The following is a 21,870-nucleotide window of genomic DNA, read 5'->3' as shown; positions in this document are numbered from 1 at the left end:
CTAAATAATAAGATTAAACAAATATACTATATATACACAATGAAAAGTATCAATATAGTCAAAATAAACTTATTGACACTTTTCTTAATATTTATATACTTCATTACTATATTCTTTTAATAATACATATCTATATTTTATCTCATAGCTCTCATAGCATTTAATACTGCTATAAGTGCTACCCCTACATCAGCAAATATAGCTTCCCACATAGTAGCTATTCCTCCAGCTCCTAATATCATAACTATAATTTTTACTCCTAAAGCAAATATTATATTTTGCCATACTATTTTATTAGTCTTATTTGCTATCTCAATTGCCTTAGATATTTTACTAGGCTCATCTGTCATAAGAACCACATCTGCTGCTTCAATAGCTGCATCTGAACCTAGACCTCCCATTGCTATACCAACATCCGCACGAGCTAGTACTGGAGCATCATTTATTCCATCACCTACAAAGGCTATTTTTTCTTTTTCACTTCTTCCTTCATATAAAGCTTCTAATCTATCAACTTTTTCATTAGGAAGCAAATTTGAATAAACTGTATCTAAGTTTAATTCTTTAGCAATATTTTTTGCTACTTTCTCATTATCTCCAGTTAACATTACAACTTCTTTTATTCCTATTGATTTTAAACTTCTTATAGCATTTTTACTATCTTCTTTTACTTCATCAGATATAACTATATAACCTCTATACACTTTATCAACAGCAATATAAACCACTGTACCTACTTCTTTAGCTGGTGAATAGAATATATTTTCCTTTTTCATAAGTTTCTCATTACCTGCTAATATAAGTTTACCATTATGTTTTACTCTGATTCCATAAGCTGCTATTTCCTCATAACTGTCTATTGTATCTAAATCAATTTTTTTACTGTAGTAACTTAATATAGACTTAGCTATTGGATGATTTGAGTTTACTTCTGCAATAGCTGCAAATTCTAGTAGTTCTTCTTCTGATATACCTTCAGGATTTAACTTAGTTACATTAAAGACACCTTTAGTAAGTGTTCCTGTTTTATCAAATACTACAGTATCTACACTTCTTAAAGCTTCTAGATAATTACTTCCCTTAATAAGGATACCATTTTTAGATGCAAATCCAATTCCACTAAAGAAACTCAGTGGTATTGATAAAACTAGTGCACAAGGGCAAGAAACAACCAAGAATATTAATCCTCTATACACCCAATCACTAAATACCTCACCTGAAATTACAAGTGGTGGCACAAATGCTATCAATAAAGCAGCTACTACTACTATTGGAGTATAATATCTTGAAAATTTAGATATAAAGTTTTCTGTTTTTGATTTTTTAATACTAGAATTTTCAACAAGGTCAAGTATTTTTGAAACTGTTGACTCTCCAAAACTCTTTGTAACTTCAATACTCAATAAAGCATTCTTATTTATAACACCAGATAAAATTTCGTCCCCTTTTTCAACTTCTCTTAGTACTGATTCACCTGTAAGTGCAGAAGTATCTAGCATTGAAACTCCATCTACTACCACTCCATCTAGTGGTACTTTCTCACCAGGTTTTACTACTATTATATCTCCCACATTTACTTCTTCTGGTGACACTACCTTAACTTCAGAATTAACTTTCAAATTTGCATAATCTGGTCTTATTTGCATAAGTGAAGTTATAGACTTTCTAGACTTACCAACTGCGACACCTTGTAAATACTCTCCTATTTTATAGAACAGCATAACCCCTACTGCTTCTGATAATTCTCCTATTAATAATGCTCCTACTGTAGCTAGAGCCATCAAGAAGTTCTCATCAAATACTCTTCCTTTTGATATATTTCTTATTGCTCTTAAAAGTACATCTCCACCTACTATTACATAAGCAACTATAAACACTATATTACTAAATTGGCTTTCATAACCTGTAGCTGTTTGATATATCCCAAATATATATACCAAAGCTCCAATTATAAGTGGAATTAATTCTTTTTTATTTGTATCATTTACACTCACTGCTTTTTCAGCAGTCTTAGCTTTTACTCTGTCATTAGATTCTACTTGTATATCAAGTCCTGGTTCTGTTAAATCTATTATTTCCTTTATCTTGTTTATAACACTATCTTCTTCAAAGTCATTAAGTATATTTACTGTAAGTTTTTTATTTACAAAATTTAAATTAGAAGATTCAATTTCTTTTAATTTAGAAACTTTATTATTAATCTCCTCTGCACAATGTGCACAGTTTAATCCTCCTAATATAAGTTCTTTTTTAATTGATGTCTTATTAGATACATGCTCTTTAGAACTTATTTGTATATCAAGACCTGGTTCTGTTGAATCTATTATATCTATTATCTTTTCTATAGTATTATCCTCATTAAAACTATCTTCTATATTTACTGTAAGTTTTTTATTTATAAAATTTAGATTGGAAGACTTAACTTCTTGTAGCTTAGAAACTTTATTGTTAATCTCTTCTGCACAATGAGCACAATTTAGCCCCCCTAATATAAATTCTTTTTTAATTATATTATTTGCTTCCATATACATTCACTCCTCTCAGTTATCATTTATAAGTCTCTCTAATATGGTTTAATCCACAATCAAATATTTGGCTTATATGACTATCATCTAATGAGTAATACACTGTTTTTCCTTCTCTTCTAAACTTTACTAATCTCGCCTGTTTTAATACTCTAAGTTGGTGAGATATTGCAGAGTGAGTCATATTTAATAAACTTGCTATATCACATACACACATTTCATTCGCAAATAATGCATATAATATCTTTACCCTAGTAGTGTCTCCAAATACTTTAAATAACTCTGCTAAATCATATAACATTTCTTCATCTGGCATAGTTGATTTAGCTTCTGTTACTACTTCTTCATGTATTATATTGCAACTACAATCATTTATCTCTTCTCTCATTTTTAATCCTCCGTCATTTTAATATATGAATAACTGTTCATATGTTCATTATATTCCATTGCTTCTAAATTTGCAACAATAATTTTTATTTATTTAATAACAATTAGAATGCACATATTATCACCTTTTTTAATATATATATTATTAGAATAAGTTTTTGTAAACTTTTTTATAGTTTTCTAGGAGGTGCAAGTTTAATATGAGTAACAAGAAAAAAAAGGATTTAGACAATAGTTACATGCCTTACTTAGACCCAGCTAACTATGCAGATTATATTACTAATGAAGAAATTTCCCAAGATGAATTGAGAAATGACCCACAAATTTCTACTGGTTATACAAAGATACCTAATAATCAGAATGTAAGCAATATTTATCCTAACAACGCAAATAATTATCCTAAAAGCAGTAATTCCCCAAACAACTTGCCTAACACAAATAATACATCCGGAAATATGAATTACAACACATCTGCTACAAATAATATGCCTAATAACATGAACTATAATGCATCTAATAATATGGGTATGCCTAATAATATGTCTGGCAATATGAATAATAATATGGGTATGCCTAACAATATGTCTGGCAATATGAACAATAATAACATGGGTATGCCTAACAACATGTCTAGTAATATGAATAATAACATGGGTATGCCTAACAATATGTCTGGCAATATGAACAATAATAACATGGGTATGCCTAACAATATGTCTGGCAATATGAACAATAATAACATGGGTATGCCTAACAACATGTCTGGCAATATGAATAATAATATGTCTGGTAATACTGGCATGTATGGTAATATGCCTAACAATATGAATAATAATATGGGATATAATATGAACAACAACATAAATAATATGGGTATTCCTAACTTCTCATGTAATCAAAATATGCCTCCTAATGTACTTATGATGATACCAGGTGTCATATGTCATAATACAATGCAAGGTATGCCTGTAGTTATGCCTAGTACTATGCCTCCTAGTATATATCCTACTCCTTATGGTTCTAGTAATATGACTATGCAAGGTATGCCACAAACTACTAATATTGAGGAATTTGATGAGGAAGAAATGTAAAATATTTTTTAAGTAATTTTAAGTAAATTGTATAAACCATTAATAATTGGACATAATAATAAATGTATTCCTCATAATATTCCCCCAATATTATTATAGGTATAGAAAGTTGACTGAATATACGTATATTTAGTCAACAAATATTAACATAATCTAATAAAATAAATATAAAAAAGTCAGATAAAATAAAATTTTATCTGACTTTTTTACTTATTGATATTTTCTTTTTTTAAATTATAAATAACTCTTAGGTAACAACCTTTATCATAATTATTTAGATTTATTAGATATTTATCAACTAAACAAGCAAGAAGGGGCTTTATAATGTCTCCTTCTTGAAGGTACTGACAATATAAACCCTTTCGGCTTTCTATTAAGTTATTTAGTTATATGCTATAATGACTCTAACAAATGACTATTTCATTTAATAGGAGGTATTACTTTGAATAAATTATGTATATTTTACTTTTCTGGAACTGGCATGACAGAATATATAATTAATAAACTAAAGCAAGAATTGGAAAGTCAGCAATTTTGTGTCGAATGTACAAAAATAGAAAATATTAAAAAATCTAAAATTCATTTAACATCATATGATATGGTAGGAATAGCTTACCCTGTACATTCCTTTAATGCTCCTCAAATTGTATTAGATTTTGTAAAAACTTTGCCTAACACACATTCTATGGATACATTTATAATACATACAGCTGGTGAAGATAATTATGTAAATTATGCTTCATCAAATTTATTAATCAAAAGATTAGATACTAAAGGTTTCAAAGTATTTTATAATAAATTATTTGCTATGCCATCAAATTTTATGGTCAAATATGATGATACAAAGACAAGAGAACTTATCGAAAAAGCAGATAAAGAAATACCTAATATTGTACATAATTTAATTAATCGAATTTCATACCTTCCAAATAGTAGCACTTTAGTAAAAACACTATCCTTTATTGGTAGGTCAGAATGGTATGGAGCCCATATCTTAGGCAAGTTTTTCTATGTTAAAAATAATTGCATACACTGTTCTAAATGTGCCAATAATTGTCCTAAGCACAATATAAATGTTACAGAAAATAAGGTTAAATTTAATTGGAGTTGCTGTCTATGTATGAGATGTATTTATAATTGTCCTAAAAACGCAATTAATATACATCAACCATTTAAATTTATCCGTTTTGATAATTGGTATGATTCTAATCTGTTCACAAAGAAGAAAGATTAAAAAACAAAATATAACTAATATTTTGCAAGTCAACCATATATATAATACATACTAAAAACTAATATCAGTCAATAATATGAGGAGAATTATAAATTTTTTTTATTTTTCTAATAAACTGTATAAAATTTTAATAATTGACCACAATAATAAATGTATTCCTCATAATATTCCCCCAATATTATAGAAATTAATTTAAGCGAGATTAAATTCAGTTAATCTCGCTTAAATAATGCCCAAAAATATCATTCCAAGAAATCATCAAAATCTATTGAACCTGATTCTGCAAAATCATATAATGCATTTTGTTCAAAGAAAAAATTCTCTTCAAACTTAATATATTTACTATAGCTAGTTTGACTTATCTCATTAATATAATTGCAATCATTTTCATTATAAGTACCAATAAAAAGTTTATTTCCCATTAAGTAATATATAGCTTTCATATCATTATTTATTATATACACATTTTCTTTAACATGGTCATTATTAAAATTAAATCTAGTAAAAAATATACCTTCATTCATATAACTTTTTAATAAAAAAGGATTATCTTTATAAAATACTTTTGCAAATTCTTCAGATGATTTTACACTATACACACTTACAAATTCATTTTTAGAAATCTCATCGAATACTTCAAAATCATACATTGGTTCTTTATCTGTTACTAATAAAGAATTAATTTTAAAGCCAGTTTCATTACATTTATATATGCAAAAAGCAATTTTGCATATATAATATCCATCATTATCTTCATATAAAGCTTCACTTATATACCTACCTTGCCCTTTATCACTCACTACATTTTTAAGCAATGTCCCATTTATATTTGTAATATGCATATTTGCAATCTCATCACTTCCAGAAAAATATTTTAAACTTTCTCTATCCCACGCTATAAATCGCATAGTCATATAGTTTATAAATTCAACTTCTTCATCAACCCTTTTACATATTTTGTTATATAACTTTTCTATAGTTAAATTTGATTTATAATTTTTTATAATATCAATATATTCACTTTTATCTCCTGGTAATAACTTGTCATAGTAAAGATTCTTATTCCCAAAATAAGATACTAAAAACAAGGATTCATCCTTTGTTAATTCAACTCTATCTGAGCCAAATCCGCCCATTAATCTTTCTTCTTCCATGTAAGCTTCTTCTTGTGTAGGATTTTTTAAACCCACATAATCTGCTAAACCTAATCCCTCTGCATCTAATAGAAAATATTGACAGAAGTGATTGTTTTTATCATCTATCCAATTTATTATAAGACCTAAACTACCCATAAGTCTAGAATTAGTAGCCTTCGCAAAATTAAAATTCATATAATCACACCCTTTAGACTTTAAAATATTTGTTTTTTAATATATAAATTATTATACATATATTTTAACAACTTAGATACAATTTATAATATAATATAAGGAAATGATTAATTGAGGTGGTCTTATGAAAAATATAGCAGCTTTTTTTGATATAGATGGTACTCTTTATAGAGATTCTCTTATGGTTGAACATTTTAAGAAGTTAATTAAATATGATATAATTGACCAAAAAAATTGGTATAAACATGCTAGAGACACTTTTATGGATTGGGATAAAAGACAAGGTAATTATGATGATTATCTATTGGAAATATGTGACCTTTATGTCGATTCACTAAAAGGATTAGATAAAACTTGCATTAATTTTACAAGTGACCAAGTAATTAAATTAAAAGCAGATAGAGTTTATAAATACACACGTTCAAGAATTGATTGGCATCTAAATCAAGGACATATAGTCATATTCATATCTGGTAGCCCTGGATTTTTAGTTGAAAAAATGGCAAAAAAATATAATGTAACTGATTTTTTAGGAAGTGACTATGTATTTGAAAATGATATATTTACGGGAACAGTTATTCCAATGTGGGATTCTATAAGTAAAAATAATGCTATAAATGATTTTATTGTAAAGTATAATTTAGACTTATCAAACTCATATGCTTATGGCGATACTAATGGTGATATAAATATGTTAAAAAGAGTTGGAAATCCAATAGCAATAAATCCAACAAAGGAACTTTTAGCTCAAATATCACTTGATAAGGAAATTTCTAAAAATGTTGAAATAATAGTAGAAAGAAAAGATATTATTTACTCTTTATCTACAGATGTAAATATAGTAGATATTTAATTTATATTATATCTCTTGAAGTAAACCATTCTATCCAATATATAAAAAGCTTTGACTAAAAATCAAAGCTTTTTATATATTAATACTAAGTATATATTAAATTTATTTTTACATATAAATACATATTCAAATGTATTCTTTATATTTATTTAAATTACAATTCTATTAAGACTAAACATATAAATTAATTATTATTTTTAAATAGCATCTTTCTTAACTTATTATTGTAATAACTTATAAAAGAACTATAAACATAGTCATATACTATAAAGGCTACTTCAAATGAACCTATAATAAAAATATTTATTGGGATATAAACTATTGTTCTTAATAAAAAATACAATATCAGTACCATTATATTTGCAAATACTACTTTTAAGAAATACTCAATATATATTGACCTATCTTTTTCTATAAGATATTTTGCAATACCATATATTCCAAAGGTAAGTGAATACACAATCCATTGAGACTTACTTGCCATCACTATAAATCCTAAAGCTATAGAACCTATATAAAAAGCAATTCCACTCTTAAATCCCCATTCCATTATCACAATTGATACTAAAAGTGATGCTACTCCCATAATAAACAATGTATTTACAGGAATAATATTTGTAAGAGTCAACAATATCACATTTAATGCTAATAAAACTCCTCCATAAGCAACTTTTATACTCATATTTATCATCCTAACAACAAGTTATTAAATCTCCTCCAAAACATTCACAACATGAATCTAAACACCAAAGCTTAGCACAGTTTTCACAACAATCGTCACCTAGACAACAGCAACAATCATCACAACAACAGCAACATCCACCTAAATCATTACGTCTTCTTCTATTATAGTTATCAGCCCTATTGTTATATTCATTTCTATATTCTGTATAACTTCTAAGTGCCTCACTGTATTCATGATTTTCTGGCTCCATAAATTTTGCTCTTTTTAAGAAGTCTTCTCCTTCTTCATAATATCCTATGTTCATCGCAGAAAAACCAGTTAGATAATACCATTCTGCACATTTGTCACTCAACGACTTTAAAAAATCATATGCTTTTCTAAATTCACTATTTTCTATAAAAGCTCTTGCTCTCATAAAATTTTCATTATTATAAGTATTACTGTACATTCTTTCCACCTCTGCTTTCTAATATATTCATATATCTTAAATAAACACCAGAATAAATTATATTTTCTATTATCCCGACATTTGTATTTAGATTTAAATTATCAATTCCTCTAGCTAAAAATCCCAATGATGTTACAATTATTTTTTTAACTTTTTGTTTTAACTCATCATTTTTATCTACATATTCTATAAAAGGATTGTATCTTCCTTTCTTAAAATCTTCATCTAAATCTTCATATGCATCTAATAGATATATATACTTACCTATATTAAAGCCTATCATTCTTAAGTTTCTCTCATTTTCATCTTTTTTGTAGGCAAACACTTCACCCATTATATTTCCAAATGTATTAGATACTTCGTCTATATTTATATTGTTATCCTTTTCTAACTTATTTAATTCATTTAGCTGTTGTTTTATATACGCTGCTTTTTCGGTATACTTTTCATATGCTAAGTTTAATTTGTTTTTATATATATAATATGCTAATTTATCTTTTATGCGTTTATCATCCATTAAATTATCTTCTAATTTATAATATGTTAAAAGAATATTCATACTTGCTGCATATTCTGTAATATCATTTGTAATTACCTTTTTCTTTTTAAATGGATTGACTATACATACTTCTTCTGTATTTATAGATTCTGGCTTATATACTGAAGTTAATAGAATAATTAAAAATGTTATATCATAGTTTAGAGAAAATCGAGAGATTTCTCCATGATTTCTTTTTAAATATTTACATAACCCACAATAATAAGCTTTATAATGGTCATATTCTCTAAAAGTTAAATCCATTTTGTTTATTTTAACATATCCAAACATAAATACTCCTTTTTGTACTACTTTTTATATAAATTATATATAGTATAACACTTTTTATCAAGATTATATAAGATACAGTATTCTAAGAAACTTTAAAAACACCTTCTAATCATTGTATCTTAGATTAAAAATAATTAGAAGGTTAAGTTAAAAATAATATTAAATTATATATTTATACTAATTCATGACCATAATCTTACTTACATTAACTTAATTTTTAAATAATCGGAGCATATTCGAAGTTGCCTATAGTATCCTTTAATTCCTTTTTTGCTTTACTTACAATAGATTCATCAAGCATTACATCACTTATTGAACATGCTATAGCTTTAGATGCTAATAACATCGCTTTAAATCCCATATTAGAACCTGCACTAGCACAAGATTGCCATGTATGAGCAGAAATACCAATAGGCCAAACTGAACAAGAACATTGTGCTGTAGGAGTTATGTAACTTACATCTCCAATATCTAATGATAATGATATACAGTTGTTATGGGTAAAGGTATCATCTGTAACTTCATCATGTAAATCCATCCTAGTAATATCTTTATTTCCACTTAATACACTAGAAACGCTAATTCTTTTATCTATAGACACTGTTTTAGCTAATTCTCCTGCAAAATAGTAGTCATCTTCATCATAATTTTGAACTCCTAACAATTTCATATTTTGTGATAGAATATCTGTTAATATTGTATTCGGAATATAGTCATATACTCCACTCATAATATTATATTCCATACTAGTACCTGTCATCAGTGCTGCTCCTTTTGCTATATCGACAATTCTATCAAATACATCTCTTACATGTTCCATTTTCACTCCTCTTATGTAATACCATACTTCTGCAAAATCCGGAACTATGTTTGGCATTTTTCCACCATTAGTAGTTACATAATGCACTCTACAACTGTCAAATATATGCTCTCTTAAATAGTTGCAACCTATATTCATAAGTTCTACTGCATCAAGTGCACTTCTTCCATTATAAGGAGCTTGTGCTGCATGAGCACTAATTCCATTATATCTAAATTTTACAGAATAATTAGCAAGGGTTGGTATTCTTATTGGAGTATTTATATCAAATGGATGCCAACTAAATGCACAATCTATTCCATCAAAAAAACCTTTTTTTATCATTAATACCTTTCCTGATAAATCTTCCTCTGCTGGACAACCATAGTACTTTATAGTTCCTTTAATCTTTTTTAGTTTGATTAGTTCCTTTATCGCAACTACAGCCCCCATTGAACCTGTACCAAGTAAGTTATGTCCACATCCATGACCTGCCCCTCCATCTAAAATAGGTTCTTTTGTAATTAATATTTTTTGAGACAAACCATCTAAAGCATCATATTCTCCTAGAACTGCTATAACTGGTTTACCTTCTCCATAACTAGCTACAAATCCTGTATCCATATCTTCTAATTCATCTATATTAAAATCACACCTTCTTAAATACTCTTTTTGTAAATTTGAAGCATAATATTCTTTATATTGAAGTTCTGGATTTTCCCATATCTTATCTGATATCTCCCTTAACTCTTCTTGTATCTCATCTACATATTGCACTAAAAATTTTTTATTTAAATCTTCCATATTAATTGTATAATCCTCCTCAACTCTGATATCTTATACTTAACTAATTAAAATAGTTAATTTTAAAATATATTCTACTTTATAATCATTCTATATAATAAAACCTCTTGACTTGTAAGCTTCACTTTATCAAGTAAGAGGTTTTCAAATTTTATATAATTTTTAACATGTTAACCAATCAAGCATATTAACCCATAATTTACTATAGTACTTCCAATCAGTAAATTCTTTTGACCCCCAATGAGGTGCACAGTCAGAACTAAATATAGCAGATTTTCCTTTTCCAAACTCCCCAACTGCTACAAATGGGTCACCTCCAATTGTTGCTAATACAGGGCAATTATCTCTAGCAACTGTCTTGTTATATCCTAAAAACTTTGGCCAATCTTTTGGAATATCTTTCAATACTGGATGCTCAGAGTCAACAACTACTGGAATTATGCCTGCGGGTTTTTCTACTCTATCATCTTTATCTATCATAGCTATTGGTAATACATCTTTTATAGCAGTTTCTCCAAATCTAGCTTTTGCATCTATACCTGTAAATGACATGTATCCACCTACCATTATTAATGCTCCACCATTATTTACGTACTCTTTAATCAATTCAAGTCTATCTGGATTACTATTACAATCTATAAAAGTACTATTAGATAATAAGAAAGTATTAGAACCTATATCAGACAATATTATACAATCATAATCATTTAATTCTTCTAATTTATATGGAAAACTATCTGCTGCTACATGTGCAGGCATATGAACTGTCTCATATCCCCCAGATTCTATTGCTTCTTTTAACCACTTTACAGCTTCCTCATAATGAGTTGTAACAAATGTATCAAACCCTTTTATATGAGTTATATTTTTTACCCAAGATTCCCCTACTATTAACACTTTTTTCATTTATATATTCCTCCTGCTTTTATAAATTTAATATTAGACTTGCATACATAAGTATACTGTCTAAATACTCATTGATTTCAACATACTCATCTATTGAATGGCATTGTTCTATTGAACCTGGTCCCAATATTAATGTTGGAATTCCAGCTAAATTTTTCATCAACCTTGCATCATTTCCAGCTGTTGAACCTTTTATTTCTAATTTTTTCTCTAAAACCTCTTCTAGTATCTTATGTGTATTCACTACAAAATCGGAATTCTTATCCATCTCAAAACCTAATCCTGATTGATATATATTTATACTTGGCTTATTGTCTTTAAGCCATAAATCTCCATCAGCTCTTGTCATTATGACATTAGTTACATCGTTTACAACTTGTTCATAGCTCATTATATTTGGTAAGAAGTGCACACACAAATTAAATACACACTTATCTGGCACAGTAGAACCTGCTGTTCCACCATTTATTACACCCAAATTTATTGTAGGCGAAGGTAATAAGGGATGCTTATATACCATAAGCCAATTATGTTCTAATTCTTTTATTTCTTGAAGCAGTAACATAGCCTTCTCTATTGCGTTTACCCCCTCCCATTTACTACCACAGTGAAGAGATATACCTTTAACTTCAACTTCAAAGAAAACAAACCCCATATGTGCAATTATTAAATTTTGCTCTGATGGTTCACAAATTACACAGCAATCTCCATCAATTCCATTCATAACTGCATTTATGGTACCATTTCCTCCACCTTCTTCATCTACTACTGACATTACATTTACATTACCAGGTACATTTAAATCACTATCTTTTATAAGCTTTATAGCTAATATTGATGCTATAAGCCCAGACTTCATATCCGCAGTTCCAAGACCATAAAGCTTACCACTGTCTTCTGTACCACAATATGGATTATATCTCCACTTACTTATATCACCTGGTGGCATAGTATCTACATGACCATTAAATACAATTGTCTTACCAGGTAAATTATCACTGTATTTACAAATTAAATTATATCTATCTTTATAATTGTGACCTAGATTTCCTTCTTTATATGTATCCTTTGCTTTTTTAATCAGCTCTTCACTCATGTCTTGTCTATCTACACTAAAACCTATGTCATTTGCAAGTTTCTCAATATATTCTTGTCCCTCTTTTTCAAATCCACCTAGTATTCCATGACCAATATCTTCAGTCTTTATACTTACAAGCTCTTTTAAATAATCTATGTATTCTTGTTTTTTATTATTTAATGTCTCTAAGAGAATTTTTTTCATATTTCCTCCTAAGATTTATTTTTTTATTTAAAATATAACTATTATTTAGCTTTAGTTGATTTTTTTAGTTTTATATTATTTATCCATATAGCAAACAGCATTACTAGTCCTTTTATAATCATTTGATTATACGAAGATACACTCAATAGATTTAGACCATTTCCTAATATTCCTATTATCCCAACACCTATACATGTACCTACTATAGAACCAGAACCACCCATCATATTAGTACCACCAAGTACAACTGCTGCTATAGCATCCAACTCTGCTCCATCTCCAACAGTTGGGGAACCTGATGCCAAACGTGATGATAATATTATTCCAGCCAATGCTGTTAGTAATCCAGCTAGTGCATATACTTTTACTATTACTTTATTTACCTTTACTCCACATAATCTAGCAGCTTCTTCATTTCCACCTACTGCATGTACATGACGTCCAAAATTGGTTCTTTTTAATAGGAAGTGACCTGCTATTACAACTATAATCATAATTATAACTGGTATTGGTATTGGTCCAACATATCCTCTACCTAGCATCTTAAATGCGTCTGTATTTACTGATATGGGTCTTCCTCCTGTAAATACAAAACTTGCTCCACTTATTATAGTCAACATGGCTAAAGTTACAATGAATGGTGGTAGTTTTTGTGTTGAAATAATTGCACCTTTTATAACTCCTAATATTGTTCCTATTGCTAATGCAAGTAGCATCCCTACCCATATAGGTGCATTGTAATTCACTACTGTTGTAGCCCAAAATGTACCTACTAAAGCAATTACTGCTCCTACACTTAAATCTATCCCTCCAGTAATTATTACAAATGTCATACCTACTGCAAGTATCGCATTTATTGATATTTGTCTTCCAACGTTAATTAAATTATCTAAAGTTAAAAAATTAGATGAAGCTACACTCATTATTATAAAAATTATTACAAGCCCTATAGCTGCACTCCCTTGGTCTCTAAATGCACTTGTTAATTTTGTTAATAATGGAGATGAATTATCTTCTCTATGTTTAGTTATTGAACTCATTAATTTTACCTCCGAAAGCCAATTTTAATACATTATTTTCAACCATTTCTTCACCTTCTAAAAATCCGCTTATATGACCTTCTCTCATAACCATTATTCTATCACTCATTGATATTAATTCTGGTATTTCGGAAGATATCATTATGATACTTACACCACTCTCTACTAAATCTCCCATTAGATTGTATATCTCTGCTTTAGCATTTACATCTATACCTCTAGTTGGTTCATCCATAATTAATATGTCTGGTTGTAATAAAAGCCATCTTGCTATTATAGCTTTTTGTTGGTTTCCACCACTTAAACTCTGTATAACTTGATTCATATGTGGTGTTTTTATTTTTAATGCCTCTATGTATTTTTCTAGTACTTCTTTCTCTTTTTTTCTGTCTATAACTGATTTAAACTTAGATATTTTTTTTAATCCAGCCATAGTTGTATTTTCCTTGACACTCATCTGCAAAAACAATCCAGTACCTTTTCTATCTTCTGTTATTAATCCTAAGCCATTTTCAATTGCATCTGATGGTGTTTTAAATTTAATTTCTTTATTATTTAAATATATTTTTCCATAATCATATGTTCTAAGTCCAAATATAGCTTCTACTATTTCACTTCTCTTACTTCCAACTAATCCACCTATTCCAAATATTTCACCTTTTCTTATATTAAAACTTATGTTATTGAAAATATTATTCTTAGTCAGACCTTCCACTCTCATGATTTCTTCTTTTATCTCAACGTCTCTTTTAGGAAAAAATTGGTCTAGTTTTCTATCTATCATTAAATTAACTAATTCCTCCTCAGATGATACCTCTTTAGTATTTAGAGTCGAAATCGTTTTCCCATCTCGCATTATAGTTATTCTGTCACAAATCTCAAAAAGCTCTTCCATTCTATGAGAAATATATATTATACTAACTCCACTATCTTTTAAATCATTTATAAGTCTAAAAAGTATTTCAGTTTCTTTTTTACTTATTGAAGATGTGGGCTCATCCATTATTAACACTTTAGTTTCTGATGATAAAACTCTAGCTATTTCTACCATTTGCTTTTGAGCTATACTAAGTTCTTTGACTAGACAGTTTGGATTTATATCTATTCCCATATTGTCAAAAATCTTTTTAGCTTCTTCATTCATTTTTTTATCATTAGTTAAGACTTTGCCATTTATTTCTTTTCCCATAAAAATATTTTGTGCTACTGTCAATTCATCAAATACTGTTAATTCTTGATAGATTGCATTTATACCTATCTTCTTAGAAATATCTGGTGATATATTCTCTATTTCTTTTCCTTCAAAAATGAACTTACCAGAAGTTTTTGGATGTGCACCAGTTAAAATCTTTATCATAGTTGATTTACCAGCACCATTTTCACCCAGTAGTGCATGAACTTCAGCATGAAGTAACTCAAAGTTAACATTGTCTAATGCTCTGACACCAGGAAATTCTTTAGCAATATTGCTTAACTTCAGAATTGTATTACTCATAATGACACTCCTTTTTAAATAGGATTTCTTTCAAATAATTTTATTTTACTAATTCTTAAAGTCTTTTATATTTTCTTTATCAAAAAGTAAAGCTGGTACTGGTATATTTTTTTCTACTTTTTCACCTTTTATAGATTTTACTACTGCTTCTACAGCTAAACGTCCCATCTCCTTAGGTTGTTGTTGAATCATAGCAAGAATAGTTCCATCTGTTATTCCACTTGCAGCTTCTTCAGTTAAATCAAACCCTACAATCTTAACATCTTTATTCTTTGCAGATTCAAGTGCAGCTTTAGCTCCTAGTACACTATTTTCAGCTGTTGCGTATATTATATCTACATCTGGATTAGATTGAATTAAGTTTTCAACTGTATTAAGAGATTCTTCTCTATCATATCCTGGTTGTGAGTTTAATATCTTAACATTTGCTGAACCTTTTAATGCATCTTTAAATCCATCTATTCTTTGCATTTGTATTTGAGATTTTAAATCTGTTACTATAGCTATTTCTGATTTCCCACCTAATTTTTCATCTATGTACTTTTTAGTGTATTCCCCTAATTTTTTACCAGCATCATAACTAACTGTTCCTACATAACTTGTAATATTTTCAGTATTTAATACAGCATCCACTGTCACTACTGGCATTTTTTCAAATGCTCCCTCTACAGCTGGTACTATAGCTGAGTTATCTGTTCCAAGCACTATCATTCCATCCACATTTTGTTGTATAAAATCTTCTATTGCTGACGTTTGCTTAGCTACATCTTGGTCTGGGTCATTTACTATAACTTTCACACCTAACTCTTTGGCTTTTTCTTTGATTCCCTCATCAATGTCTATAAAAAATTGATGTTGAAGAGTTATTGTAGATACTCCTATAGTTAAATCTTTCTTATCTGAGCCACTTTTGTTGTCTGATTTACTTGGTCCTTCCATTGAACATCCTGTTAACATTCCTATTGCTAGTGTTCCAGCAATTCCTAAAGATAAAATTTTTCTCACTCTCATAATTAACCTCCATTTTTAATAGTTTTAATTTTGAACAAATTGGATTTCTATTTATTAATATTTAAATATTTTTCAACATCTTCTTTATAAGGCATACCAGATTGTGCCCCTAATTTTGTTACAGAAAGACCTGATGCTACTACTGCATATTCCACCGCTGTATATAGATTTTTACCTTCTGTTATAGCCACTGATAATGCTCCATTAAACGTATCTCCTGCTCCTGTAGTGTCTTGGACATCAACACTTATACAAGGTACATGCTTAATTTCCTTACCATCATAAAATCTAGCTCCATTTTTTCCTTCTGTTATTACAAGTTTATTAGGATATTTTTTTAATATTTCCTCTATCTCTTCCTCTGTATCAAAAACTATCTTATATTCATGTTCATTTGGTGTTAAATAGGTTACTTTTTCTATTATATCTCTATCTAATTTTATTGCAGGTGCTGGATTTACTAAAGCTTTTATATTATTTTCAAAACAGAAATTTACTACATAATTTATTGTTTCTAATGGAATCTCTAATTGTAGCAATACTATATCTGCATTCTTTATCTCTTCCTCATTCTTTTTAATTAATTCTATATCTACTAATTCATTGGTCCCTGGTACAACAACAATACTATTATCATTTTCACATAATGTTATGACAGCAACACCAGAGCTTTTGTGCTTATCTCTAGATACTAGGCTATAATCAATTTTATTATTTCTAAAATTCCTTATTAACTCCTCTCCTAAGCTATCCTCACCTACACATGATATCATTTTTACATTTGCTCCTAACTTAGATGCTGAAACAGCTTGATTAGCGCCTTTTCCACCAGGTGATGTAAAAAAACTATTACCTAGTACTGTTTCTCCTTTTTCTGGTCTTTTATCTACAGAACATACCATGTCCATGTTTACACTTCCTATGACAACTATGTTTCCCATTACATTACTCCTTTACATATCTATTTATGTCTCGAATGTTGTTATTTATTATCTTTCGTTGAATCTCTTATAATTAATTCTGGCTTAAAAATTAACTCATCAAATGATTCTTTTTTGTCTCGTCTTAAACAATTTATTAGTATTTCACTAGCCTTGTATCCTATTTCATAAGATGGCTGTCTCACTGTTGTAAGAGAAGGACTTATTAGGCTAGATGTCTGAATATCATCAAATCCTACAACATTTACATCATTTGGTATATTTAATCCTCTTTCCTTAAGTCCTCTTATAACACCTATTGCAATCAAATCATTTGCACAAAATATTGAATCAAAATCTATTTTTTCTAAATTTTTTATAAATTCTTGTCCCCATTCAATTTTATACTTTCCTTCAAATACATAGTCAGAGTTGTAACTTAAGTTATGCTCAATTAATGCTTTTTTGTATCCCTCTAATCTATCTATTGCTATTTCATTTTGAAGGGGGCCACTTAGGTATATTATTTTCTTACTCCCAATGTCTAATAAATGTTTTGTAGCTATATATCCACCTTCAAAGTTGTTTATTTTAACTATTCCTTTTAAAGTTTCTTTGTTCATACTTATTTTCTTATCAATTAATACAGTTGGTATTTTTATGTCTTTATAATTTGCCTCTTTCCAATTTGTATTTGAAGAAGCTGCAAAGATAATTCCATCTATCATCCTCTCTGATAATGTTCTTATCCCTTCATATTCTTTTTTAGCATCCTCGTCTGTATTACATAAAATTATGTTGTAGCCTTCTTCATTAGCTTTGTCTTCTACTCCCCTTGATACATCTGTAAAAAATGGATTTCGTATATCTGGTATAAGAAGCCCTATAGTATTAGTTTTTTTAGTTACTAGACTTTGTGCTAGTTTGTTTGGTACATAATTTTTTTCTTTCATTATTTTCAAAATTTTTTCCCTTGTTGCTTGACTTATATTTTCATCTTTATTATTAATGACTTTTGACACAGTTGTTTTAGAAACACCAGCCAATTCGCCAATTTCTTTTATAGTAATACTCAAGAAGTTCACCCCCGTAGTTTAGGAAACCGTTTTACTTAACCGGTTACCTAGATATTAGCACATCCTTTTTTCCTTTGCAACTATTTTATATAAATTTTAATATTTTTCTCATTTTTCACAATATTGCAATTTATAATTCAAATTTAATATTTATACTAATATACAAAAAAAAATTAATATACTTTCATAATTATTTAAAAGTATATTAATTAATTTAAGTAATCTTTATTAAAGTTCAAGTCCTTGCTCTATAATCATTTTTTTATCATTTTCAATTCCATTTCCTACAGTTGTTAAATAATCACCTACAATTGCGGAATTTACACCACCATTAAATCCAATTTTGTCATATCCCTTTAAAGATAATCTTCCCCCAGCATATCTTATGTATACATTAGGAATTATAAATCTAAATACTGCTGTTGTTTTTAATATTTCCATAGGCTCTAATATATCATAATCTTCCATAGGAGTATTATTAATAGGATTTAAAATGTTTATCGGAATTGATTTGACATCTAATTCTCGTATTTCAAAAGCCATTTGTAACCTTTGTTCTTTACTTTCATTCATCCCAATTATTCCACCTACACATACATCTAATCCAGCCCTTTTAGCTTCTTCAATTGTTCTTATTCTGTCTTTATAAGTATGTGTTGTACATATATTATCAAAGTTATCTTTAGACGTCTCAACATTATGGTGATATGTATTAACACCCACTGATTTCAGCTTTTTAGCCTGCTCATAATCTATAATACCTAAAGATGCACATAATTTTAAATTAGTATTTTCTCTTAATCTTTCATAGATATTTAAAATATCATTAAACTCTTTTCCCGTCATTCCTTTACCACTTGTAACTAAGGAGAATCTATGTACGCCTTTACTTTCCACTTCTTTGGCTCTCTTTAAAATATCATTACAATCTAGTAATGAGTATTCATCCACTCCAGTTTTATAATGGGATGATTGTGCACAAAATTTACAGTCTTCACTACATTTGCCAGACTTAGCATTCATTATTGTACATAAATCTACTCTTCTTCCCATAAAATTTTCTCTTATTTCATTTGCAGATTTTAATAGGATATCAAAATTATTATTGTTATTTGTATCAAGACTTATTAAATTAAGAGCTTCCTCATAACTTATTTCCTCTCCATCTAAAACTTTATTTTTTAATTTGATTATGTATTTTTCCATATATCCTCCAATTCGTCAACCTATTTTTTTGTTTAGTTTACTTATTATATATAGTATTACATATGTAACATTTATTGGTCAACTTTATTTTTGATACAGGTTTACTATTAATCCAAAAAATACTGCCTTAAAATAGCATTCATATAATATATTATACATATCACTATTAAAGCAGTATTTTTTACTAAATGATTATCCTTATTAATTTACAAAACTATCCTTGTCTTAACTCCATCCGAGCTTTCCATTGTAACAACCTCTAAGCCCTCATACTCTCTAAATAGCCATTTTAAATCCTTCATAGCCTGATTAACCTGACTTTTCGTTAGATTATTTATAAAATATTCTTTTCTAGTTTCCTCGTACTCTTTGCTAGTTAAAAAATTTCTTAGAAAATTAAATGCAAATACACTTGGAATATTGTTTACATTAGCTTTCTTGCTATTTTCTTTTTCATAGTAAATTTTCATAAATGCATACTCCTTTGATACTTTTAGATTTCTCTTACAATAATTATATGCATTTAAGTCCTACTATTCTTATAATTTTATTAATTCATATTCTTTATTTCCCATTCCCATTTCACATGCATAGTCTATTATTCTAGTTCCATTTACATGAGGATGCTCATGTTTGAACACATCATGACCCATTTCTTTACAAACCAAATCATAGCATGCTTGTTCAATGGCTACAGGGTCTGTTGATGCTAATATTCCTATATCATGTGCAATTGGTCTACCTGACCAAGGCACACAATCACAAAGTGGAGTTACATTCATGACAAAAGTTATATATCCTACTTTATCTTTTTTATTTGATACTGCTCCATAAGCGTATTCTGCCATCTTTTCAACAAATACATCTGAGTCACTTTCCCATTGTATAGTTACTGCTCTAGTTGGACAGACAGTTGGACATTCTCCACATCCATAACACACATCAGAATCTATAATTGCCTTCTTATCTACTATACTTATAGCTTTTGTAGGACAAGAATTAACACATTTTCCACATCCTATACACTTCTTCTCTTTTACTACTGGCGTAACATCAGAATGTTGCATTTGCTTTCCTGCTGCACTTGCACACCCCATAGCTAAATTTTTTAATGCTCCTCCAAAACCTGCTGCTTCATGACCTTTAAAATGGCTCATTACTATCATTGCAGAAGAGTTATAAATTTCGCCACCTATTTTCACACTTTCAAAATGTTTTTTATCTATTTGTACATTTTCATAATTTCTACTGTACAATCCATCTGCAATTATTACTGGTGCATTTACCACTGCATAGGCAAAACCATTTTCTATAGCTGTTGTAAGATGGTCTACAGAATTTGTTCTACTCCCTGTATATAATGTATTTGTATCTGTCAAAAATGGCTTTCCTTCACAATCTTTAATTTTATCAACCACTTGTCTAACTGCTACAGGACTCATATATGTAGTATTTCCTTTTTCTCCAAAATGAAGTTTGATTGCTACTTGGTCATTCTTTCCTATTAAATCTTTGAATCCTGCTGTATCAAATAATCTTCTTACATTGTTTGGCACATTTTTATTTTGCGAATTTGAGTATAAGTCACAAAAATATACTTTTGACTTTTCCATATCTACACCCCTTTAAAATATTTACTTGAATTAATTTTATCACTTTTAAAGTGATTTTTTAGTATATTTTACCACAATTAAAGATTCTTATCTTTATTTAATAAAAACAATATTATTTTAACTCCTTACTACACTGTTTTAACTTTTTACTAGTTAGGCTCTATATACTATAGCATATCTTAAATAACTGATAATCACTAGATTATAATCCAGCTCCTTTTTATTTTTAAACAATTTATTAAGGTAATAATTTAATTATTATAAAATAGAATGAGTACAAGTAAAACAAAAAAAGACTTGAAACTTAAGTTCAAGTCTTTTTTGCTTAGATATAT

General features: G+C 28.5%; 20 protein-coding genes. 3 read left to right on the top strand and 17 right to left on the bottom strand.

Annotated features, from left to right (window positions below; genetic code table 11):
- Positions 1 to 137 precede the first annotated feature (137 nt).
- Together ACTG47_RS02170 and ACTG47_RS02165 are read right to left on the bottom strand one after the other, a co-directional pair.
- A complete protein-coding gene (locus tag ACTG47_RS02170) occupies positions 138 to 2,525 on the bottom strand; it encodes a heavy metal translocating P-type ATPase (RefSeq protein ID WP_479925931.1) in 2,388 nt (795 codons plus the stop codon).
- A 22-nt stretch (positions 2,526 to 2,547) separates the two neighbouring features.
- Positions 2,548 to 2,913 (bottom strand): metalloregulator ArsR/SmtB family transcription factor, encoded by a 366-nt coding sequence (locus ACTG47_RS02165; RefSeq protein ID WP_169467310.1) that lies wholly within the window; start codon positions 2,911 to 2,913, stop codon positions 2,548 to 2,550.
- Positions 2,914 to 3,112: 199 nt separating this feature from the next.
- Here ACTG47_RS02165 and ACTG47_RS02160 point away from each other — a divergent pair, with 199 nt between their 5' ends.
- Both ACTG47_RS02160 and ACTG47_RS02155 read left to right on the top strand, forming a co-directional pair.
- Complete coding sequence (locus ACTG47_RS02160) at positions 3,113 to 4,003, top strand: hypothetical protein (protein WP_479925930.1); 891 nt, start codon at positions 3,113 to 3,115, stop codon at positions 4,001 to 4,003.
- 442 nt (positions 4,004 to 4,445) lie between these two features.
- Positions 4,446 to 5,237, top strand: a complete 792-nt coding sequence (locus ACTG47_RS02155; RefSeq protein WP_479925929.1) for an EFR1 family ferrodoxin — start codon at positions 4,446 to 4,448, stop codon at positions 5,235 to 5,237.
- 242 nt (positions 5,238 to 5,479) lie between these two features.
- Here the strand turns inward: ACTG47_RS02155 and ACTG47_RS02150 are convergent, their stop codons facing one another.
- Positions 5,480 to 6,568 (bottom strand): hypothetical protein, encoded by a 1,089-nt coding sequence (locus tag ACTG47_RS02150; RefSeq protein WP_479925928.1) that lies wholly within the window; start codon positions 6,566 to 6,568, stop codon positions 5,480 to 5,482.
- A gap of 124 nt (positions 6,569 to 6,692) precedes the next feature.
- Between ACTG47_RS02150 and ACTG47_RS02145 the strand changes: the two genes are divergently transcribed.
- Positions 6,693 to 7,421, top strand: coding sequence for an HAD family hydrolase (locus ACTG47_RS02145; RefSeq protein ID WP_479925927.1), 729 nt, complete (start codon positions 6,693 to 6,695; stop codon positions 7,419 to 7,421).
- A 184-nt stretch (positions 7,422 to 7,605) separates the two neighbouring features.
- On the opposite strand, the gene ACTG47_RS02140 is transcribed toward ACTG47_RS02145, so the two are convergent.
- From ACTG47_RS02140 to ACTG47_RS02075, 14 genes are all read right to left on the bottom strand, one after another.
- Positions 7,606 to 8,103 carry a hypothetical protein gene (locus ACTG47_RS02140; protein ID WP_479925926.1) on the bottom strand — a complete coding sequence of 166 codons (498 nt, stop codon included), beginning with the start codon at positions 8,101 to 8,103 and terminating at the stop codon, positions 7,606 to 7,608.
- Positions 8,104 to 8,113: 10 nt separating this feature from the next.
- Positions 8,114 to 8,554 (bottom strand): hypothetical protein, encoded by a 441-nt coding sequence (locus tag ACTG47_RS02135; RefSeq protein ID WP_074179321.1) that lies wholly within the window; start codon positions 8,552 to 8,554, stop codon positions 8,114 to 8,116.
- A complete protein-coding gene (locus ACTG47_RS02130; protein WP_479925925.1) occupies positions 8,544 to 9,383 on the bottom strand; it encodes a DUF5685 family protein in 840 nt (279 codons plus the stop codon). Before ACTG47_RS02130 ends, ACTG47_RS02135 begins: the two co-directional genes overlap by 11 nt.
- Before the next feature lie 217 nt (positions 9,384 to 9,600).
- The gene (locus ACTG47_RS02125) at positions 9,601 to 10,986 is read right to left on the bottom strand and encodes a M20 family metallopeptidase (RefSeq protein WP_479925924.1); all 1,386 of its coding nucleotides are present in this window, start codon (positions 10,984 to 10,986) and stop codon (positions 9,601 to 9,603) included.
- Between the two features lie 162 nt (positions 10,987 to 11,148).
- Positions 11,149 to 11,892, bottom strand: coding sequence for a glutamine amidotransferase (locus ACTG47_RS02120; protein ID WP_479925923.1), 744 nt, complete (start codon positions 11,890 to 11,892; stop codon positions 11,149 to 11,151).
- Positions 11,893 to 11,911: 19 nt separating this feature from the next.
- On the bottom strand, positions 11,912 to 13,174 hold the full coding sequence (locus ACTG47_RS02115) for a M20 family metallopeptidase (protein WP_479925922.1): 1,263 nt from the start codon (positions 13,172 to 13,174) through the stop codon (positions 11,912 to 11,914).
- Between the two features lie 41 nt (positions 13,175 to 13,215).
- Positions 13,216 to 14,214, bottom strand: coding sequence for an ABC transporter permease subunit (locus ACTG47_RS02110; protein WP_169467330.1), 999 nt, complete (start codon positions 14,212 to 14,214; stop codon positions 13,216 to 13,218).
- Entirely contained in the window at positions 14,198 to 15,709 is a 1,512-nt protein-coding gene (locus ACTG47_RS02105; RefSeq protein WP_169467332.1) for a sugar ABC transporter ATP-binding protein, read from the bottom strand. The genes ACTG47_RS02110 and ACTG47_RS02105 overlap by 17 nt, the downstream gene beginning before the upstream one ends.
- A gap of 48 nt (positions 15,710 to 15,757) precedes the next feature.
- The gene (locus ACTG47_RS02100; protein WP_169467334.1) at positions 15,758 to 16,720 is read right to left on the bottom strand and encodes a substrate-binding domain-containing protein; all 963 of its coding nucleotides are present in this window, start codon (positions 16,718 to 16,720) and stop codon (positions 15,758 to 15,760) included.
- 47 nt (positions 16,721 to 16,767) lie between these two features.
- Positions 16,768 to 17,661 carry a ribokinase gene (rbsK, locus tag ACTG47_RS02095; protein ID WP_479925921.1) on the bottom strand — a complete coding sequence of 298 codons (894 nt, stop codon included), beginning with the start codon at positions 17,659 to 17,661 and terminating at the stop codon, positions 16,768 to 16,770.
- Between the two features lie 41 nt (positions 17,662 to 17,702).
- Positions 17,703 to 18,725: a LacI family DNA-binding transcriptional regulator gene (locus ACTG47_RS02090; protein ID WP_479925920.1), complete on the bottom strand. Its 1,023-nt coding sequence runs from the start codon at positions 18,723 to 18,725 to the stop codon at positions 17,703 to 17,705.
- Between the two features lie 219 nt (positions 18,726 to 18,944).
- Positions 18,945 to 19,922 carry a biotin synthase BioB gene (gene bioB / locus ACTG47_RS02085; RefSeq protein WP_479925919.1) on the bottom strand — a complete coding sequence of 326 codons (978 nt, stop codon included), beginning with the start codon at positions 19,920 to 19,922 and terminating at the stop codon, positions 18,945 to 18,947.
- 206 nt (positions 19,923 to 20,128) lie between these two features.
- Positions 20,129 to 20,392 carry a hypothetical protein gene (locus ACTG47_RS02080; protein ID WP_169467342.1) on the bottom strand — a complete coding sequence of 88 codons (264 nt, stop codon included), beginning with the start codon at positions 20,390 to 20,392 and terminating at the stop codon, positions 20,129 to 20,131.
- A gap of 69 nt (positions 20,393 to 20,461) precedes the next feature.
- The gene (locus ACTG47_RS02075) at positions 20,462 to 21,535 is read right to left on the bottom strand and encodes a DUF362 domain-containing protein (RefSeq protein ID WP_074179325.1); all 1,074 of its coding nucleotides are present in this window, start codon (positions 21,533 to 21,535) and stop codon (positions 20,462 to 20,464) included.
- Between the last annotated feature and the right edge of the window lie 335 nt (positions 21,536 to 21,870).

It is taken from the genome of Clostridioides sp. LIBA-6622 (genome assembly GCF_056716095.1).
The sequence above is the reverse complement of the archived record's forward strand: the minus strand, read 5'-3'. Positions and strand labels throughout refer to the sequence as shown.

Coding starts and splice junctions, on each gene's coding strand:
- ACTG47_RS02115 (WP_479925922.1), bottom strand. CDS start 13,174: ATGAAAAAAATTCTCTTAGAGACATTAAATAATAAAAAACAAGAATAC.
- ACTG47_RS02130 (WP_479925925.1), bottom strand. CDS start 9,383: ATGTTTGGATATGTTAAAATAAACAAAATGGATTTAACTTTTAGAGAA.
- ACTG47_RS02140 (WP_479925926.1), bottom strand. CDS start 8,103: ATGAGTATAAAAGTTGCTTATGGAGGAGTTTTATTAGCATTAAATGTG.
- ACTG47_RS02125 (WP_479925924.1), bottom strand. CDS start 10,986: ATGGAAGATTTAAATAAAAAATTTTTAGTGCAATATGTAGATGAGATA.
- ACTG47_RS02110 (WP_169467330.1), bottom strand. CDS start 14,214: ATGAGTTCAATAACTAAACATAGAGAAGATAATTCATCTCCATTATTA.
- bioB (WP_479925919.1), bottom strand. CDS start 19,922: ATGGAAAAATACATAATCAAATTAAAAAATAAAGTTTTAGATGGAGAG.
- ACTG47_RS02170 (WP_479925931.1), bottom strand. CDS start 2,525: ATGGAAGCAAATAATATAATTAAAAAAGAATTTATATTAGGGGGGCTA.
- ACTG47_RS02105 (WP_169467332.1), bottom strand. CDS start 15,709: ATGAGTAATACAATTCTGAAGTTAAGCAATATTGCTAAAGAATTTCCT.
- ACTG47_RS02165 (WP_169467310.1), bottom strand. CDS start 2,913: ATGAGAGAAGAGATAAATGATTGTAGTTGCAATATAATACATGAAGAA.
- ACTG47_RS02075 (WP_074179325.1), bottom strand. CDS start 21,535: ATGGAAAAGTCAAAAGTATATTTTTGTGACTTATACTCAAATTCGCAA.
- ACTG47_RS02135 (WP_074179321.1), bottom strand. CDS start 8,554: ATGTACAGTAATACTTATAATAATGAAAATTTTATGAGAGCAAGAGCT.
- ACTG47_RS02160 (WP_479925930.1), top strand. CDS start 3,113: ATGAGTAACAAGAAAAAAAAGGATTTAGACAATAGTTACATGCCTTAC.
- ACTG47_RS02120 (WP_479925923.1), bottom strand. CDS start 11,892: ATGAAAAAAGTGTTAATAGTAGGGGAATCTTGGGTAAAAAATATAACT.
- ACTG47_RS02150 (WP_479925928.1), bottom strand. CDS start 6,568: ATGAATTTTAATTTTGCGAAGGCTACTAATTCTAGACTTATGGGTAGT.
- ACTG47_RS02080 (WP_169467342.1), bottom strand. CDS start 20,392: ATGAAAATTTACTATGAAAAAGAAAATAGCAAGAAAGCTAATGTAAAC.
- ACTG47_RS02145 (WP_479925927.1), top strand. CDS start 6,693: ATGAAAAATATAGCAGCTTTTTTTGATATAGATGGTACTCTTTATAGA.
- ACTG47_RS02100 (WP_169467334.1), bottom strand. CDS start 16,720: ATGAGAGTGAGAAAAATTTTATCTTTAGGAATTGCTGGAACACTAGCA.
- rbsK (WP_479925921.1), bottom strand. CDS start 17,661: ATGGGAAACATAGTTGTCATAGGAAGTGTAAACATGGACATGGTATGT.